16 protein-coding genes and 1 pseudogene are annotated in these 17,749 nt (G+C 61.7%); 8 read left to right on the top strand and 9 right to left on the bottom strand.

From position 1 onward, the window contains the following. Positions 1-82: 82 nt before the first annotated feature. The 6 genes from HX817_RS16405 to HX817_RS16380 all read right to left on the bottom strand — a co-directional run bounded on the left by HX817_RS16405 (position 83) and on the right by HX817_RS16380 (position 7,978). Positions 83-1,498 (bottom strand): efflux transporter outer membrane subunit, encoded by a 1,416-nt coding sequence (locus tag HX817_RS16405; protein ID WP_177009924.1) that lies wholly within the window; start codon positions 1,496-1,498, stop codon positions 83-85. Beyond that, positions 1,495-4,674 (bottom strand): efflux RND transporter permease subunit, encoded by a 3,180-nt coding sequence (locus HX817_RS16400; RefSeq protein WP_003210869.1) that lies wholly within the window; start codon positions 4,672-4,674, stop codon positions 1,495-1,497. The genes HX817_RS16405 and HX817_RS16400 overlap by 4 nt, the downstream gene beginning before the upstream one ends. Positions 4,675-4,689: 15 nt before the next feature. Next, a complete protein-coding gene (mexE, locus tag HX817_RS16395) occupies positions 4,690-5,931 on the bottom strand; it encodes a multidrug efflux RND transporter periplasmic adaptor subunit MexE (RefSeq protein ID WP_008433857.1) in 1,242 nt (413 codons plus the stop codon). A 342-nt stretch (positions 5,932-6,273) separates the two neighbouring features. Further along, the gene (locus HX817_RS16390; protein ID WP_177040594.1) at positions 6,274-6,567 is read right to left on the bottom strand and encodes a DUF3757 domain-containing protein; all 294 of its coding nucleotides are present in this window, start codon (positions 6,565-6,567) and stop codon (positions 6,274-6,276) included. A gap of 68 nt (positions 6,568-6,635) precedes the next feature. Next, positions 6,636-7,022 (bottom strand): cupin domain-containing protein, encoded by a 387-nt coding sequence (locus HX817_RS16385; RefSeq protein WP_177009926.1) that lies wholly within the window; start codon positions 7,020-7,022, stop codon positions 6,636-6,638. Positions 7,023-7,054: 32 nt separating this feature from the next. Next, entirely contained in the window at positions 7,055-7,978 is a 924-nt protein-coding gene (locus tag HX817_RS16380) for a LysR family transcriptional regulator (protein WP_177009927.1), read from the bottom strand. Positions 7,979-8,079: 101 nt separating this feature from the next. Between HX817_RS16380 and HX817_RS16375 the strand changes: the two genes are divergently transcribed. The 8 genes from HX817_RS16375 (at position 8,080) to HX817_RS16340 (ending at position 15,945) form a co-directional block, all read left to right on the top strand. Beyond that, positions 8,080-9,264, top strand: a complete 1,185-nt coding sequence (locus HX817_RS16375; protein ID WP_177009928.1) for an MFS transporter — start codon at positions 8,080-8,082, stop codon at positions 9,262-9,264. Positions 9,265-9,294: 30 nt separating this feature from the next. Beyond that, complete coding sequence (locus HX817_RS16370; protein ID WP_177021733.1) at positions 9,295-10,311, top strand: polysaccharide deacetylase family protein; 1,017 nt, start codon at positions 9,295-9,297, stop codon at positions 10,309-10,311. A 34-nt stretch (positions 10,312-10,345) separates the two neighbouring features. Beyond that, positions 10,346-10,876 (top strand): ester cyclase, encoded by a 531-nt coding sequence (locus tag HX817_RS16365; protein WP_177021732.1) that lies wholly within the window; start codon positions 10,346-10,348, stop codon positions 10,874-10,876. 16 nt (positions 10,877-10,892) lie between these two features. Beyond that, entirely contained in the window at positions 10,893-11,303 is a 411-nt protein-coding gene (locus HX817_RS16360) for a VOC family protein (protein WP_177021731.1), read from the top strand. A gap of 188 nt (positions 11,304-11,491) precedes the next feature. Next, positions 11,492-12,460 (top strand): sugar ABC transporter substrate-binding protein, encoded by a 969-nt coding sequence (locus tag HX817_RS16355; RefSeq protein WP_177040593.1) that lies wholly within the window; start codon positions 11,492-11,494, stop codon positions 12,458-12,460. Beyond that, entirely contained in the window at positions 12,460-13,995 is a 1,536-nt protein-coding gene (locus tag HX817_RS16350) for a sugar ABC transporter ATP-binding protein (protein WP_177040592.1), read from the top strand. The genes HX817_RS16355 and HX817_RS16350 overlap by 1 nt, the downstream gene beginning before the upstream one ends. Further along, on the top strand, positions 13,982-14,974 hold the full coding sequence (locus tag HX817_RS16345; RefSeq protein ID WP_102369138.1) for an ABC transporter permease: 993 nt from the start codon (positions 13,982-13,984) through the stop codon (positions 14,972-14,974). The genes HX817_RS16350 and HX817_RS16345 overlap by 14 nt, the downstream gene beginning before the upstream one ends. Beyond that, positions 14,971-15,945, top strand: a complete 975-nt coding sequence (locus tag HX817_RS16340) for an ABC transporter permease (protein ID WP_177021728.1) — start codon at positions 14,971-14,973, stop codon at positions 15,943-15,945. The genes HX817_RS16345 and HX817_RS16340 overlap by 4 nt, the downstream gene beginning before the upstream one ends. 30 nt (positions 15,946-15,975) lie before the next feature. Here HX817_RS16340 and HX817_RS16335 read toward each other — a convergent pair whose 3' ends face one another. From HX817_RS16335 to HX817_RS31385, 3 genes and pseudogenes are all read right to left on the bottom strand, one after another. Further along, positions 15,976-16,827, bottom strand: coding sequence for a DUF1989 domain-containing protein (locus HX817_RS16335; RefSeq protein WP_177040591.1), 852 nt, complete (start codon positions 16,825-16,827; stop codon positions 15,976-15,978). Between the two features lie 14 nt (positions 16,828-16,841). Continuing rightward, on the bottom strand, positions 16,842-17,507 hold the full coding sequence (locus HX817_RS16330) for a GntR family transcriptional regulator (protein ID WP_003210850.1): 666 nt from the start codon (positions 17,505-17,507) through the stop codon (positions 16,842-16,844). A 17-nt stretch (positions 17,508-17,524) separates the two neighbouring features. Further along, positions 17,525-17,749: pseudogene (locus HX817_RS31385) on the bottom strand (amino acid ABC transporter permease/ATP-binding protein); the annotation flags it as partial.

The raw sequence follows: 17,749 nt of genomic DNA, 5'->3' as shown, positions 1-17,749 counted from the left end.
AAAAAAAGCCCCGCGACCGAATGACGGCACGGGGCTAAAAATTGGCTGGATGCGACCAACCAAAGGAGCTCTTTAAATCAGATCACTTGGCACTGGCAATGGTGGTACTCGGCTGCCACCCACCCCCCAACGCCTTGTAAATCGCGACGATCCCACGATACAGATCCACCTCGGCCTGAGCCTGCGAATCCTCGGCAGCCAAACGCTCACGTTGCGCGTCCAGCAACACCAGGAAATCCACCGTCCCTTCGCGGTAACGAATTTCCGCCAGATCCGCAGCAGCCCGGCTCGACTCACTCTGACGAATCAGCGAAACCAACCGCTGTTGGCGCTTACCGTAATCACTGAAGGCATTCTCCGATTCTTCCAGCGCCAGCAACACCTGCTGCTCATAGCTCGCCAGAGCACCATCCGCCTCAGCATCCGCACCACGCAGCCTTGCCCGCACACTGCCCAGGTCAAACGCCGCCCAGGTAATGCTCGGACCCAACGACCAGGCATTTGCCGCCGCCGACCCAATCTGCGAACCCCGCCCAGCGGTAAACCCGAGGAACCCACTGAGGCTCACCCGCGGAAACAGATCAGCCTTGGCCACCCCAATCCGCGCCGTGGCGGCTGCCAACTTACGCTCGGCACTGAGAATGTCCGGACGACGTTGCAGCAGTTGCCCCGGATCACCAATCGGCAACGCCTTGGCAATCGCCGGCAAATCTTTCGGGCTCAAATCCACGCTCAACTTGTCCGGCCGCTCACCGAGCAGGGTAGCGATACGATTACGCTCGCGAACTTCCTCGGCCTGCAGCTGCGGCACACTGGCTTCTACAGCCGCCAGACGCGCATCGGCCCGTACCACATCGAGTTGATCGCCCACACCGGCGTCCCGCAGGCTGACCGTGATACCGCGTGAGTCTTCCTGGTTCTTCAGGTTGGCCACCGCGATTTTCTCGCGCAGTTGCGCGCCCCGCAGTTGACCGTAAGCGTCCACCAGCTCGGCAATCATCGTGACTTGCAGCTGATACAAGTCAGCTTCGGCAACCTGTTGGTCAGCGTCGCTGGCCTCGAGGTTGCGGCGGATGCGCCCGAACAAGTCCACTTCCCAGGCCATGTCCAGGCCCAGGTCATAACGCTCGCTGTTGACACGTTGGGTGGTCTGGCCGGGGATCTGGCCTTTGCCCACATCGCTGCTGACACGGCTGGTGATCACCGGCATCACGTCATTGGCAGCGTCGTCACGAATCGCCCGGGCCGCCCGCAGGCGGGCAAATGCCACCCGCAGGTCACGGTTGCCTTGCAGGGATTGAGTCACCAGCTGGTTAAGGGTCGGGTCCTCGAACTGCTGCCACCAGATGCCTTCGAACTTACCGTGGTCGTATTGCTTGGCGTCGGCGGCGGCCGTTACGTTGGCCGCCTCCAGTGGCTGGGTTTTATAGTCCGGGCCCACGGCACAGGCGCTCAGCGCCAGTACCAGCAAGCTCGGCAAAAATACTTTCACGCTCATTGCTGTGTCTCCAGCTTCAAGGCCTTGGCCGCTTTGCGCGCTTCACCGCGTTCAACAAACCGGCGGATCAGTACATAGAACACTGGCGTCAGCAGCAGACCGAAGAAGGTCACGCCGATCATCCCGGAGAACACCGCCACACCCATGGCATGGCGCATCTCGGCACCGGCACCGCTGGACATCACCAGAGGCACTACACCCATGATGAAGGCGAACGAGGTCATCAGGATCGGCCGCAGACGCAGACGGCAGGCTTCCAGTACCGCAGCGAGCGGATCGAGGCCTTCCTGCTGTTTATCCTTGGCGAACTCGACGATCAGAATCGCGTTCTTACAGGCCAGGCCCACCAGGACGATCAGGCCGATCTGGGTAAAGATGTTGTTGTCGCCGCCAGAGATAATCACCCCGGTGATGGCCGACAGCAGGGTCATCGGTACGATCAGGATCACCGCCAGTGGCAGGCTCCAGCTTTCGTATTGGGCGGCCAGTACCAGGAACGCCAGCAGTACGCAGAGCGGGAACACGAACAGCGCAGTGTTGCCCGAGAGGATTTGCTGATAGGTCAGGTCGGTCCACTCGTAGGTCATGCCGTTGGGCAGTTCGTCTTTCAACAGTTTCTCGATCGCCGCCTGGGCCTGGCCGGAGCTGTAGCCCGGTGCGGCGTTGCCGTTGATCTCGGCGGTGATGAAGCCGTTGTAGTGCATCACGCGGTCCGGGCCCGAGGTGTCGCTGACCTTGATGAAGGTCGCCAGGGGAATCATCTCGCCTTTGTTGTTGCGCACTTTCAGCTGCCCGATCTGGTCTTCATCCTGGCGGAACTGTTGCTCAGCCTGCACATTGACCTGATAGGTGCGCCCGAAGCGGTTGAAGTCGTTGGCATACAACGAGCCCAGGTAGATCTGCAGGGTGTCGAAGATGTCGCTGATCGCCACGCCATGGGTCTTGGCCTTTTCGCGGTCGATGGCAGCATCGACCTGGGGCACGTTGACCGTGTAGCTGGTGAACAGGCCGAACAACTCAGGCACGCCACGGCTCTTGGTAATGATGTTCTGCACTTCTTTGTACAGCTCGTCGTAACCCAGGTTGCCACGGTCTTCGACCTGCAGGCGGAACCCGCCGATCGTACCCAGGCCCTGTACCGGCGGCGGTGGGAAGATCGCCATGTAGGCTTCCTGGATGCTGCTGTACTTGCCATTCAGTGCACCGGCGATCGCACCGGCAGACAGGCTCGGGTCTTTACGCTCATCGAACGGCTTCAAGGTCACGAACACGATGCCGTTGTTCGGGCTGTTGGTAAAACCGTTGATCGACAAGCCGGGGAAGGCGATCGCGCTTTCCACGCCGGGCTGTTTCATGGCGATGTCGGACATGCGCTTGATCACGTCTTCGGTACGGTCCAGGCTCGCGGCGTCCGGCAATTGCGCGAAGGCCACCAGGTATTGCTTGTCCTGGGCCGGTACGAAACCGGTCGGCGTGTGGGCAAAGCCCATCCAGGTCAGGACCATCAGGCCGGCGTACAGGAACAGCGCGATACCACTGCCGCGGATCACCCTGCGTACCGTGCCGACGTAACCATGGCTGGCCTTGTCGAAGAAGCGGTTGAACGGTTTGAACAACCAGCCGCCCAGCATCCTGTCGAGGAACCTGGAGAACCCGTCTTTCGGAGCGTTGTGGCCTTTGAGCAATACCGCTGCCAGTGCGGGCGACAGGGTCAGCGAGTTGAACGCCGAGATCACGGTCGAGATCGCAATGGTCAAGGCGAACTGCTTGTAGAACTGGCCGGTCAAGCCGCTGATAAATGCCGCTGGAATGAACACCGCACACAGTACCAGCGCGGTCGCGATGATCGGGCCGGTTACTTCGCTCATGGCCTTTTCAGTGGCCGGGAACGGTTCCAGGCCCAATTCGATGTTCCGTTCGACGTTCTCCACCACCACGATGGCGTCGTCCACCACGATACCGATCGCCAACACCAGCCCGAACAGCGACAGCGCGTTGAGCGAGAAGCCAAACAGGTGCATCACCGCAAAGGTACCGATCAACGATACCGGCACCGCCACCAATGGAATGATCGACGCACGCCAGGTCTGCAGGAACAGGATCACCACCAGCACCACCAGGATCAGTGCTTCGAACAGGGTGTGAACCACGGCCTCGATGGAGCCACGTACGAAGACGGTAGGGTCATAGGCGATGCGGTAATCCATGCCCTCCGGGAAGCTCTGTTTCAGCTCCGCCATCTTGGCGCGCACTTCATTGGAGATGTCGATTGCGTTGGAGCCCGGGCGCTGGAAGATCGGGATCGCCACGGCCGGCTGGTTGTCGATCAACGAGCGCAGGGCGTACTGGCTGGAACCCAGCTCAACCCGTGCAATATCCTTCAAACGCGTGATTTCGCCGTTGGCGCCGGCACGGATGACGATATTCTCGAACTCTTCCTCAGTGACCAGTCGGCCCTGGGTGTTGACCGACAGCTGGAAGCTGGTGTCATTCGGCGCAGGTTGCGCGCCCAAGGCACCGGCCGCCACCTGGCGGTTCTGTTCGCGAATGGCCGTGACCACGTCGGTGGCGGTCAGGTTGCGCGAGGCGGTCTTGTTCGGGTCCAGCCACACACGCAGGGAGTAATCGCCCATGCCGAACAGCTGCACATCACCCACGCCGCCCAGCCGTGCCAGCTCATCCTTGATATTGAGGATCGCGTAGTTGGACAGGTAGAGCATGTTATAGCGCTGGTCGGGGGAGGTGATGTGCACCACCATGGTCAGGTCGGGAGAGGCCTTGTCCACGGTAATACCGATGCGCGTCACTTCCTCAGGCAGTTTGGGCTGAGTCCGGGTTACCCGGTTCTGCACCTGTACCTGCGCGTTGTCCAGGTCGGTGCCCAGGGCGAAGGTGATGGTCAGGGTCAGCTTGCCGTCGGCGGTCGATTGCGAGGACATGTACAGCATATTCTCGACGCCGGTGATGGCTTGCTCCAGGGGCGCGGCCACGGTCTCACCGATGACCTTGGGGTTGGCGCCCGGGAAGTTGGCACGGACCACGACGGTCGGCGGCACCACTTCCGGGTATTCACTGATCGGTAGCTGGAACAGTGAAATCGCGCCGGCGATCAGGATCAACAGCGACAGCACCGCTGCGAAGATCGGCCGCGAAATGAAGAACTTGGAAAAATTCATCTTGAGTCGTATCCCTTAACCGCGTGGAGTCGCTGTACTTGCGAGCTTGGGCGCGGCTTTATCCGGCGCCACTTGCTCCAGGTTGCTGGCTTCAAGCGCTTGTCGTTGTTGTGCCAAGGCGGCGAGGGTTTCCTTGCTGGCCATCGGGATGGTTTCCGGTGCAACCGGCGACCCCGGGCGAACGCGCTGCAAACCCTTGACGATGATCGTGTCGTCCTTGGTCAGGCCGCTGCGCACGATGCGCAAACCTTCGATCTTCGGACCCAGTTCCACCGCGCGGTAGGCAGGCTTGTCGCCGTCCATCACCAGCACGAATTTCTTGCCCAGGTCGGTGCCCACGGCTTCGTCGCTGATCAGCACGGCGGAGTAGGTGCCACTGCCTACCAGCTTCAGGCGCGCATACAGGCCTGGGGTGTATTCGCCCTTGCTGTTATCAAACACGGCGCGACCACGAATGGTGCCGGTAGCCGGGTTGACCTGGTTGTCGACGAAGTTCATCTGGCCCAGGTGCGGGTTGCCGTCTTCATTGGACAGGCCCAGGTACACCGGGGTAGTCGCGCCACGGCGACCCTGGCGCGCGAGTTCGGTGTACTTGAGGTACACACGCTCATCGGCGTCGAAGTAGGCGTAGACCTTGTCGGTGGACACCACGCTGGTCAGCGCGGTGACATCGGCGGTCACCAGGTTGCCGGCGGTGATCTCGGCACGGCTGACGCGGCCGCTGATGGGCGAGCTGACACGGGTGAAGCTCAGGTTCAGCTTGGCCAGGTCCAACTGCGCCTGGATGCCGGCGACAGTCGCATGGGCTTCCTGGGCGGCGGTGGTGCGCGAGTCGGCCAGTTCGGCGGAGATCGCATTGCTCTGGCGCAGGCGTTCGCCGCGCTGGGCTTCGTTATCGCTGCGGGTGGCGGCGGCCTTGGTTTGTGCGAGTTGTGCTTCGAGGCGGCGCACTTCGGCCTGGAATGGGCGTGGGTCGATCTGGAACAACAGGTCGCCTTTCTTGACCAAGGCACCTTCGGTGAAGGCGACCTGATCTATCTGGCCCGATACGCGCGGACGGATCTGCACGGTTTCCGGCGCTTCGAGCCGGCCGGTGAATTCGTCCCACTCATTGACCGGTTGTTCCAGCACCTTGGCCACGCTGACGTGGCTTGGTGGCATGGCGGCTGCCTGTTCGGGCGCTTTGCCGCAGGCGCTCATCACCATCACGGCCAAAATGGCCAAGGGATAGCGCAAATGTTTGAGTGACTGTTCCATGAGGTGCATCCGCCAATGTATTTAAGATGGGCGGATCATGCTCGGCAGGGTGCTATCTCACGAATCGAATGAAACAAAGGTAACTATCATTCGGAATGATATAAGCGTAAAGCGAGCCCTCTAGCATGGGGCTTTCGTTAGGGAGCTATCAATGCTGTTGATGACAAAGGACTGTTGCGCAAGATGCAAGGAACAGCGTGCCGCATAAATTGTCGGGCGTGTCTGCTATTCAAATGTACAGAGCGCCGGGTTGGTTGCCGTGCATTCGTTGCCTGACCATGCGCTGCCCAGAGGCCTGGCATTGACCTGGTTTTTCAGGGTCATGCTTACCGGTTCATGGTTCTAATCCAGGTAGTGGCATGCCACAGACGACTGGCCCTGGCTGCTTTGGATCACCGCCTTTTCAAAGTGGACCTGGTGCAGGTCCTTCTGCTCTGTCATCGGGTTTTGCCCGGTCCATTGCCGACCGTCCGGGCCGGACGCGGTGTAGGCGACCACTTCCCCGGTCGGCGTCTTTTTGAACGCGTCTTTAAGGGCATGGGTGGGCGGGCAGGCGCCAGTGCCAGCGTAGACGTTGCCCATCAACGCCATCAGGGCAATCACGAGGGCTGAGGTTTTCCTGAGCTGCCTGTTCATCACGCGTGCTCCTGGTCTGGAGTAACTGTGAGGTAAAGACTAGCCCAAACAGGCAACGCCGGAAGGTGCTAAATCCACACGTCGTTGATTGCCGTGCGCTCGCCACCCTCGCTGCCGGTGTTCAGCACGCCGCAGGGTTCGATCAACAGCAACTTCACCTCACCCAATGCGTGCGGCTTGTGCTCGACGCCCTTGGGCACCACGTACATTTCCCCTTGGCCGATGGTCACCGCGCCGTCGCGGAAGTCGATGCGCAGGGTGCCTTCGAGGACGATAAAGGTTTCATCGGTGTCGGCATGGTCGTGCCAGATGAAGTCACCTTCAATCTTCACCACCTTGAACTGGTAGTCGTTCATCTGCGCGACGACCTTGGGCGCCCATTGCTCGCTGAACAGGGCGTATTTCTGGGCGAAGTTGATCGAGGCGTAATTCGTCGAAGCGTGGGAGGCGGGCATTTTAGGTTCCAGGGTTTCAGGACATTGGAGCCTTAAGTTAGGCCTAACGGCTGGCCGGATATTGAATGATCGTGCAGCGACAGCTCATCCACTATCCGCTCGATCAACACCCTGACACGGCGCGGTTGAACCCGTGTCGGCGGATAGATGATGTTCAGCGCGGTACTACCCAAATCATAGTCAGCCAGCAGCTCGACCAATCGCCCGGCCTCAAGGTCGGCGCGCACGTCCCACACCGATTTCAGGCAAATGCCATGGCCCGCCAGGCACCACTGGCGTACCAGCGCACCGTCGTTCGCCACCCGCCGGCCCTGGACCAGCACCCGATGGGCGTGCCCGTGCCGCTTGAAGGTCCATTCCCGCGAAATATTGATGCCGAAGCGCATCACCAGGCACTCGTGGCGCGCCAGATCCTCGGGGTGTCGGGGCGTACCATTGAGCGCCAGGTAGTGGGGTGACGCACACAGCACGCGACGGTTTTCGCCAATCGGCCTGGCATGCAGGGTGCTGTCCGCCAGCTCGCCGTAGCGCACCGCGAAATCGATGCCCTGGCTCACCGGATCGGCGTAGCCGTCGCTCAGGTTCAGGTCAATGCTGATCTCGGGATGCTCCAGCATGAATGCGGCGAGGATCGGTTCGATGTATTGGCGCCCGAGGTCTTCCGGGGCGCTGAGGCGAATCGGCCCGGACAGGGTGTGGGTGCCATGGCGAATGCTGCTGTGCAGCTCGTTGGCCTCTGCCAGCAAGCGGCGGGCGCCTTCCACCAGCAAGCGGCCTTCGTCCGTCAGGTTGATCGCCCGGGTGGTGCGGTTGAGCAGGCTGGCGCCATAGAAACCCTCCAACTGCGCGAGCCTTTCCGAGACAGAGGCGGGTGACAGTCCCAGCTCTCTACCCGCTGCCGACAACCCGCCTTTTTCCACAATCAGCAAAAACAACTCAAGGTTCTTCAGCAGCATTGTTCGGTATTTCCGAAAGTGGTTTTTGATTTCGACTCAATTATCAAGTTAAGCCAAAAGAACTAGTTTTGCATCCATCGTTAACCATCGGAGTGACTGACATGTCATCCAATTCTTCGAAAATGCCCATCCAGGTCTGGGTGCTGACCCTGGCGGCTTTCGCCATCGGCACCGCCGAGTTCGTGATTGCCGGATTACTGACCCAGGTCTCCCACAGCTTGAACATCAGCGAAGGGCAGGCTGGCAGCCTGATTACCGCCTACGCGCTGGCCATCGTGGTCGGAGGCCCGGTGCTGACCATCTGGCTCTCGCGCTACGAAAAACGCACGGTGCTGTGGTTGTTGATGGCGGTGTTCGTCGGCGCCAACGTAATGACTGCCCTCAGCAGCGACTACAGCGTGTTGCTGGTCAGCCGGGCGATTGCCGGGCTGACCCAGGGGCCGTTCTACGGGATCGGCGCGGTGGTCGCGACGCGCCTGGTGGCCAGCGGCATGGAAGGCCGCGCCGTCGGCCAGATGTTTGCCGGGCTGACGTTGGCCAACGTGCTGGGCGTTCCCGCCGGCTCGTGGATTGGCAATCAATATGGCTGGAGCACCGCATTCCTGATAGTCGCCGCGTTGGGCGTGCTCGCGTTGCTGGCAATCATTGTGTCGATCAAGCGCCAGGGCACCGAGCAGTCAGTGTCGTTGATCAACCAGTTGGCGGTGTTCCGTAACCGCAACCTGCTGGCCAGTCTGATGTTCACGGTGCTCGGCTGGGCCGGGTTCATGGCCTTTTATGGCTATATCGCGCCGATCGCCGAACAGGTGGCCGGGTTTGATTCGACGATGCTGACCGCTGTGCTGGTCGTGGTCGGCATTGGCCTGGTAGTCGGCAACAGTCTCGGGGCGCGTACCGCAGACGCCAACTTGCGCTTTTCGCTGATGTTCTGGCCGGCGGCGATGATCGTGACACTGATCGCCGCAGGCCTTGTGGCGCCCTACAAGTGGCCGTTCCTGGTGACCGCGTTCCTCTTCGGTATCGCCTCGTTCGCCAACGTGCCATCCATGCAAATGCGCGTGATGAAGCACGGCGGCAAGGCCCCGGAGCTGGCTGCCACGGCGAATATCTCGGCCTTCAACCTGGCCAACGCCCTGGGCGGCATCATCGGCGGCATCGTGGTGGACAGCCACTGGGGCGCGGCGGCGATTCCGTTTGCGGCTGCGGCGATTCCATTGCTCGGTGTGCTGTTCATTGTTTCCCAGGAAGGCGCGGGTAAAGCCACCCGGCCTGCAGCGATTGCCTGATCCCCTGAATTCAGTATGAGGTGAACCAACATGGACAAAACCGATAACCCGCATCGTCGTACTTTCCTCGCCCAGGCCGGCGCAGGTGCTGCTGTTCTGGCCGCAGGATCGCTGCTCGGCCCGGCCGCTGCCAAAGCTGCGGTGACAGGGCCGGGCAACGCTGCCCCCGCGGCGACTGCCGGCAAGGCAATCGGGCGTTTCTGGCCAGGGGACACCCGGCTGGTGGTGTCCATTTCCATGCAATTCGAGGCAGGCGGCCAACCGCTCAAGGGCACTGACAGTCCGTTTCCCCACGTGGATTTTCCCGACAGTGTTCCGGAGGATGTGGCCACCAATACCTGGTTTGCCTATGGCTACCGTGAAGGTATTCCGCGGATGCTTGATCTCTGGGACCGGCATGGGGTGAAAGTCACCTGCCACATGATCGGCGACGCCGTAAAGCGCAACCCAGCGCTGGCCCGGGAGATCGTCGCCCGTGGGCACGAAGCCTCGGGGCATGGCCCGCACTGGAGCTCGCAATTTGCCATGAGCCGGGATGAAGAGCGCACTTTCCTGCGCCAGGCCGCGAGCATGTTGCAGGACGTCACCGGTCAGCCGGTCACCGGCTACAACTGCAACTGGCTGCGGCGCGGGCCCAATACCTTGTCGTTGTTGCAGGAGCTGGGCTACGTCTATCACATTGATGATGTGAGTCGCGATGAGCCGTTTATCGAGCAGGTCAATGGCAAGGACTTTGTCGTGGTCCCGTATACCCTGCGCAACAACGACATCGTGTTGATTGAGGGGCGCAATTACTCGCCCTCGAAATTCCTTCAACAGGTCAAGCTGGAGTTCGACCAGCTCTACCTGGAAGCCGGAAGCCGACGCCGCATGATGGCGATCAGTGCCCACGATCGCATCAGCGGTACGCCGCAAATGGTCAGGGTCTGGGACGAGTTTCTGCGGTACGCCAACAGCCATCCCGGCGTGGCGTTCATGCGCAAGGACGCCATCGCTCAATACACCTTGAAAAGCCCCCTCAGCCTCAGGGAAAGCGAAACCATCTGAGTTCGTTCTCTTCGCCTTTAAAGGATGTGCCCGTATGCAACGTTCCATTCCCCTTATCGCCGCCGGATTCCTGGCCCTGACCCTCTCCGGCGTGGCGTTTGCCACCACCGAACTGGTGACGCCGGGTGTCCTGGTGGTGGACAAGAGCCTGACCGCCGCGCAACTGAAGATCATGGAAACTGTCGCCCGGCGTTACGACACTTTCTGGAATACCGGTGACGAGAGCCTGGCCCGTGAAGCGCTGGCGCTCAACTTCATCGATAAAACACCGCCCGCCGGGCGCAAACAAGGGCCGGAGGGACCGCTGCTGGCCTCCCGTGCGTTTCGCGGCGCGGTGCCGGACCTGAGCTGTGAAGTAGAGCAAATGATCATTGCCGGCGACCGCGTGGTGGCACATTTGCATTTTCGCGGGCACTTCACCGGTTCCTTTGGTCAGATCAAGGGCACTGGGCAGGTCGTAGACTTTATTGCCACCGACATTTACCAGATCGGCAAGGGCAAGATCGTCGCCAACTGGCACATCGAAGACAACCTGACGCTGATGAAGCAGTTGGGTGCGCTCTGACGGGAGGGCTCTGCACATGACCGTTCACTACCTTGATCACTTCACGCTCCGCACGGAGCATGTCGACGCGACGGTGAGTTTCTATCGTGACGCCCTCGGCCTGGAGGAGGGCTGGCGCCCGGCGTTTCCTTTTCCGGGCAGTTGGCTTTATTCAGCAGGTCGCCCGCTGCTGCATATCGCCAGCCTGCAGGGCAGCGCCGCGCAGCTTGAAACGTATCTTGGGGTGCGTGCTGCCGGCGACGGCTCAAGTGCGCTCGATCACATTGCATTGCGCTGCAATGACCTTGAAACTCACCGGCAACGCCTGCACACGCTAGGGCTGCCTTTTACCGAGCGGGTGGTGCCGGAGCTGTTCGAGCACCAATTGTTTGTCGAAGACCCCAACGGGATCAGGGTCGAGCTGATCTTTGCTTACCCGGCGGCCTGAGGTGGCTGGCCGGATTTCCCGGCCAACTGTTGGCTGGGCAACAGCAGTCGGACAGTTGTGGTTTGGGCGGGACAGCGCAACGTCATCCAATGTTTTCATCTGCTTGATTTTATTCGAAATAATTTATGGCATGGGCTCTGCAATGCACACAGGTGAACCCTTTCACCCGTTGCTCAGCGGAGCCCTGTATGCCTTGCACCTTTTTCTCGCGTTCACGTTACATCTTGCTCGGCGCAGCGTTGTTGCTGGGCCACGCCGCCGTGTCCCAGGCCGCCGAGGGCGATGACGCGGTGCCGTCCCTGGCCGGCAAGCGCATTGCCGTGAGCATGACCGGCACCAGTCACTACTTCGATATCAAGGCCTTCCAGGCCCAGGTCGACGAGATCAAGCGCCTCGGCGGCACGCCCATCACCCTCGACGCCGGGCGCAATGACAAGAACCTGGTGACCCAACTGCAAACCGTGGTCACCCAGAAACCCGATGCGGTGATCCAGACCCTCGGCACCCTGAGCGTGATCGACCCGTGGCTCAAGCGCATCAGCAAGGCCGGCATCCCGCTGTTCACCATCGACGCGCCGTCGCAGTACAGCCTCAACAACACCACCTCGGATAATGTCGCCACCGGCAAGGCCCTGGCCGATCAGTTGATCAAGGATGCCGGCGGCAAGGGCAAGATCCTGGTGTTCAACGGCTTCTACGGCGTGCCGGTGTGCGCGATTCGCTACGACCAGTTGAAGCTGGCGCTCAAGGATCACCCGCAACTGGAAATCATCGAGCCGGAGCTGCGGGATGTGATCCCCAACACCGTGCAGGATGCCTATTCCCAGGTGTCCGCATTGCTCAACAAGTACCCGGCCGGCAGTGTCTCGGCGATCTGGGCGGCGTGGGACATTCCGCAACTGGGGGCAAGNNAGCGCACCGAGATCAAGACCTACGGCGTGGACGGTACGCCGGAGGTGCTGGAGCTGCTCGGCCAGGCCAATTCGCCGGTGGGCGCGGTAGTCGCCCAGCAACCGGCGCTGATCGGCAAGACTGCTGTGCAGAACGTGGCCCGCTACCTGGCCGGGCAGCGTGACCTGCCCAAGGAAACCCATGTGCCGACGCTGCTGACCACCGCCGCCAACCTGGCGCAGGTCCAGCAACTGCGGGGTGATTGATGGCCGCGTTGCACTTGCAGCACCTGCGCAAACGCTTCGGCGCCACCCTGGCGCTGGAGGATGCGAGCCTGAAGGTCGAGCGCGGCACCATTCACGGCCTGGTTGGCGAGAACGGTGCCGGCAAGTCGACCTTGATCAAGGTCCTGGCGGGGATCCACAAAGCGGACTCGGGGCAGGTGAGCATTGACGACCAGCCGTATGCCGCACTGTCGCCGCGCCAGGTGGACGCGCTGGGCGTGCAGTTCATCCATCAGGAGCGGCTGTTGCCGGCGAGTTTTACCGTGGGCGAGGCGTTGTTTTTCGGCCATGAATTACGCCGTGGTCCGTTTGTCGACCGGCGCCGGCAGCAGCGCGAGGCAGAACGTTTGCTGGCGGAATATTTTGAGCTGCAACTGCCCGCCGACGCGTTGGTAGGCGAGCTGAACAGCGCCGAGCGCCAGGTGCTGCAAATCACCCGGGCGTTGATTCGCCAGCCGAAGATCCTGGTGTTCGACGAGCCCAGCGTGGCGCTGGTCAAGCGCGAAGTCGACCAGTTGCTGCGGATCGTCAAGCGCCTGCGGGACCAGGGTTTGTCGATCCTCTACATCTCCCATTACCTGCAGGAAATCGACAGCCTGTGCGATGAAGTGACGGTGTTGCGCAATGGTCGAGATGTGGCCGTGGTTGAGCCACGGCACACCTCCAGCGCGCAGATTGCGCGGTTGATGGTCAACCGCGAGGTCCAGGAGATGTACCCCAAGGCGCAGGTCGAGCTCGGCGAACCATTGCTGCAAGTGCGTGGGCTGAGCCTGGCCCGGCGCTACCGGCAGATCGACCTGGAATTGCGTCGGGGCGAGATCGTCGGCCTCACCGGGCTGGTCGGCTCGGGCGCCAAGGACCTGCTCAAGACCCTGTTCGGTGTGGTGCGCGCCGACAGCGGCAGCATTCATCTGGAGGGGCGCTTGTTGCGCCTGCGTTCACCCGGAGAAGCCATTGCCCAAGGGATTGCACTGGTGCCGGAAGAACGCCGCAGCCAGGGGATTTCACCGCTGCTGTCGGTGCTGGAAAACCTCACGCTCGCCGGGCTTGGGCGTTTCAGTCGCTGGGGGTTACTGAGCCAGCGTAAGGAGCAGGCCGAAAGCCTGCGGCTGATCGACGAGTTGGCGATCAAGACGCCGGGCCCGCAGGCTGCCGTCAGCCAGCTCAGCGGCGGCAACCAGCAGAAAGTCGCCCTGGGCAAATGGCTGAGCCGGCGCTCGGCGGTGTACCTGTTGGACGAACCGTGCGTAGGTGTGGACGTCGGCGCCAAGGTCGAGATTTATCGCGTGATCGGGCGGCTGGTGGAAGAGGGCGCAGCGGTGCTGGTGCTGTCTTCGGACTTGCCCGAGCTGCTGGGGATCTGTGACCGCATCCTGGTGCTGCATCGAGGCGAAATAGCCGGGGAGTTCCATGCCGGTGAGGCGGACAGTGATCAACTGTTGGCGTGTGCCACGGGGGCGGTGCAGTCCACAGTGGCTGTGCAGGTGAAACAGGAGGTGGCGCATGTCCCTGCTTGAAGCTGCTACTCCTGGCTTGTCCCAACGGTTATGGGTACTGCTGTTGCGGCGCGGCTCGGTGGGCGTATTCCTCGCGATTTTGCTGGGCTTTGCCGTCGCCGCGCCGAACTTCTTTTCAGTCGGCAATATCGCGAATGTGTTCAGCCAGTCGGCGATCCTCGGCGTACTTGCCTTTGGCCTGACCTGCGTGATTATCGGCGGCGGCTCCAACGTGGTGGCGGGCGGGCTTGATCTGTCGCTGGCGGCCAATTTGGGCTTGTGCGCGGCCGTGTTCAGTCGACTCAACAACGCAGGCCTCGACCTGTGGGCAAGCCTGCTGCTGACCTTGGGTTGCGGCCTGGCGGTGGGCCTGCTCAATGGCCTGGCCGTGGTGGTGCTGCGCTTGCCACCGTTGCTCGCAACGCTGGCAAGCATGAATGTACTGGCCGGGCTGGAGCTGGTCCTCACCGAAAACACCGTGGTCTCGACTGACTCACCGTTGCTCGACCTGCTCAGTGGCGGGACCTGGCTGGGCGTGCCGGCACTCGCCTGGGTGTTGCTGGTGACGGCCTTTGTGTTGACGCTGCTGATCCAGCACACCGCCTATGGGCTGCGCCTGCATGCCGTCGGCGAGTACCCGCACGCCGCCGAGGCCGCCGGGATTCGAGTGCCGGCCTACGTACTCTCCAGTTATTTGCTGTCTGGGCTGTGTGCCGCGGTGGCGGCTTTGTGTTCAGCGGCATTTTTCAGCGGCAGCACCACCGGCTCCGGCGACATGCTGTTGTCGGTGGTCGCCATAGCCTTTCTTGGCGTGGTGTTTTCTCGGCGACTGGTGGCAAGCATCCCCGGCACCTTGCTCGCGACGCTGTTGATCGGCTTTTTGATCAACGGGTTTCAGCTGCTCAACGTATCGAGCTTCTGGGTCAACGGTGTCCAGGGCGTGCTGATTCTGCTGGTGGTCGCCGCTTCCAGCGCATTGAACCGGGGAGAACATTCATGAGTCAGGTATCCATCCTGCAAGCCCATGGCGGCTGGCGTTCGCTGTTGCCCCTGACGTTGCCGCTGGTGTTCGTGGCCATCGTGGTGGTGTTTGCCTGGCAGGCCCCGGGGTTTCTCAGTGGCGGCAATCTGAAAAGCCTGGTGCTGAATAACTTCGTGCTGCTGGCGATTGTTGCGATCGGCATGACCTATGCGGTGGCGGCCGGTGGCATCGATCTGTCGGTAGGCACCGCGCTGGATTTCGCCAGCTTCAGCTTTGTGGTGTTGCTTAACGCCGGGCACGGGCTGGGTGTGGCGATTGCCGGTGCGTTGGCCGCCGGGCTGCTGGTAGGACTGTTCAATGCCGGCTTGATCGCGGGGCTGCGGATCAGCCCGTTCCTGGCCACCCTCGGCACCTTGTTTATCGGCACCAGTGCCCAGCAACTGCTCTCGGACGGCGGCCAGCCAATTTATATCGCCCAGGGTTTCAAGCCGGAACTGGCGAGCTTCAGCCCGTTGGGCGTGCCCTTGCCGCTGTTGATCGTGCTGGTATTGGCCGTGGTCTACGGCCTGCTGCTGGCCCGTGGACGCCTGGGGCGCGAACTGCTGGCCCAGGGTACCCAGCCGCTGCTGGCGTATTACTCGGGGTTGTCGGTGCGGCGCATCGTCACCACTACGGTGCTGGCGGCGGCGCTGGCGTGCGCGGTGGCGGGGATCCTGCTCAGTTCGACGGTGAGCGCCTATGTGCCGCTGTCGGGCAATGCGTTCCTGCTGAATGCGATTGGTGCGGTGTTTATCGGCACCACGTTGAATCGCCAGGGGCGGGCGAATATTCCGGGCACATTGCTGGGGGTGCTGTTCATCAACGTCATCGCCAATGGCTTGCTGTTGATCGGCTGGAACTTCTACTGGCAGCAGGTGGCAACCGGCGTGCTGATTTTTATCGTACTGGCCTTCAGTTTTGTCAGCCGCAGGATTGCGCAGAACACCTGAGGCGCGGCGCCCCAGGTGTGGGTTTGCGCGTTACTTTTCCCAGTCGGCCTTGGCAATCAACAGGCCATGGTTGCCGTTATAGGCGGCGCGTTCGGGTTGTTTCCAGCCCTCCAGCAGCGCGTCGTCGAGGCGGTAGATTTCCACCCCCAGCGGACGGCAGACCTTCAACGGGTCTTCCGCATCCGGGCCCCACATCGGCAGCGACAGGTCTCCACCGGGGCAGGTGGAGAGGGCACACAGCAGGTCGATTTCGGCGAAGAACTCCAGATAGTCGCCCTGCTTGGCCGGGCAGGCTTTCATGAAGTACATGTCGTCGTGATTGAGGCCGGTGCACTGGAAAATGTTCAGCACGTCATGCACGTCGAACTCGGTCAGGCCATGGGGCAGCACGGCGCGGGTCAGGTTGGAGTGGCAGTGGTGGTGGAAGTCTTCGCCGGTGAGCATCTTGTTCACGTAAGGGTCGCAGCGCGTGCCCAGCAAGTCATGCAGGCGCCCGCCGTGTTCGTCGATGCCATAGTCGGCCAGGCTGTCGTCGGTGATGGTGACCATCGGCCGCAGAAACGGCAGGTTCGACCACAGGCGGTCGTAGGTGGTGACGTGAGCGCCTTGCAGCTGGCGAGTACGCGATGCCCACATGCGTTCGCGGGGGTCGTTGGCGCTCCACACGTTGAAGTCGCCGACCTGCGGGCCAACCGGCGTGGTCACGCGGAACACATGGCCTGCCGGTACTTTCCAGGCGCGGCCGGTGCGGATCGGCACTTCGAATTGCTCGATCAGGGTGCGCCCGTCCCGGGACTCGCGCACGCGGTCATAGAAAGCTTTGTCGACCTGCAAGGCAGCGCCTTTGCTGACTTGGTAGGCCGCTGGGTAGTCCTTGTACATGGTGGGTCCTCGCTTCAGGGTTTTGGAATGCTGCTCAGGATGTCCAGCAGCAACGATTCGGAGTCATTGAGGTAGCTGGCCAGGGCTTCGCCGGCGGCTTGCTTGTGGCCGTCAACCAGCAAGTCGTGAATCTGCCGGTCGCGCTCCAGCCAGGGCTTCTGGAAGGTTTCCTCGCTGGGCGCGTTGGAAAACACCAGGCGCATCTGGGCTGCAATATGGGTAAAAAACTCGTCCAGCAACGGGCTGCGCATCAGCCCGACAATGTGTTGATGAAAGCGCAGGCTGTGGGTGCCGAAGGCTTGCCAGTTCTCGCGGTCCTGGGCCAGTTGCGCAGCCTCGATGGACTCCAGCATCAGGTCGGACTGGTACTCGCGCAGCGGCTTGCTGGCGGCGATGGCTTGCAGTTCCAGGGTGCGTCGCACCTTGAAGATGTCACGCACTTCCTCCACCCCCAGGCGGCGCACGATCACGCCTTTGTTGCGCACGTAGCTGGTCAGGCCTTCGCGGCCCAGGTGGTGCAAGGCTTCACGCACCGTGTTGCGCGAGGCGTTGTAGGCGTTCACCAGTTCGCTTTCCACCAGCGGCATGCCGGGCAGCAGGCGGCCGCCGATGATGTCTTCGCGCAGTTCGATGGCAACCTGGTCGGCCAGCGACAGGCTGGGTTCCTTGGCTTGGCTCACGTTGGGGCTCCTTGGGCTCACGCCAGTTGGACGTCTTTGAGGAACTTGGTCATGCGTTCGCTGCGTTGCTCGAGCATGTCACGCGGTGCGGCGTCCTGGATAATCTCGCCGCCTTCCATGAACACCACACGATCGGAAAGCTTGAACGCGAAGTTCATTTCATGGGTGACGATGACCATGGTCATGCCCTCGCGAGCCAATTCCTCGATTACCGCCAGTACGTCGCCCACCAGTTCCGGGTC

Origin of the sequence: Pseudomonas sp. C6002 (assembly GCF_013385805.1) — a bacterium.
Taxonomy (GTDB): domain Bacteria; phylum Pseudomonadota; class Gammaproteobacteria; order Pseudomonadales; family Pseudomonadaceae; genus Aquipseudomonas.
The sequence above is the reverse complement of the archived record's forward strand: the minus strand, read 5'-3'. Positions and strand labels throughout refer to the sequence as shown.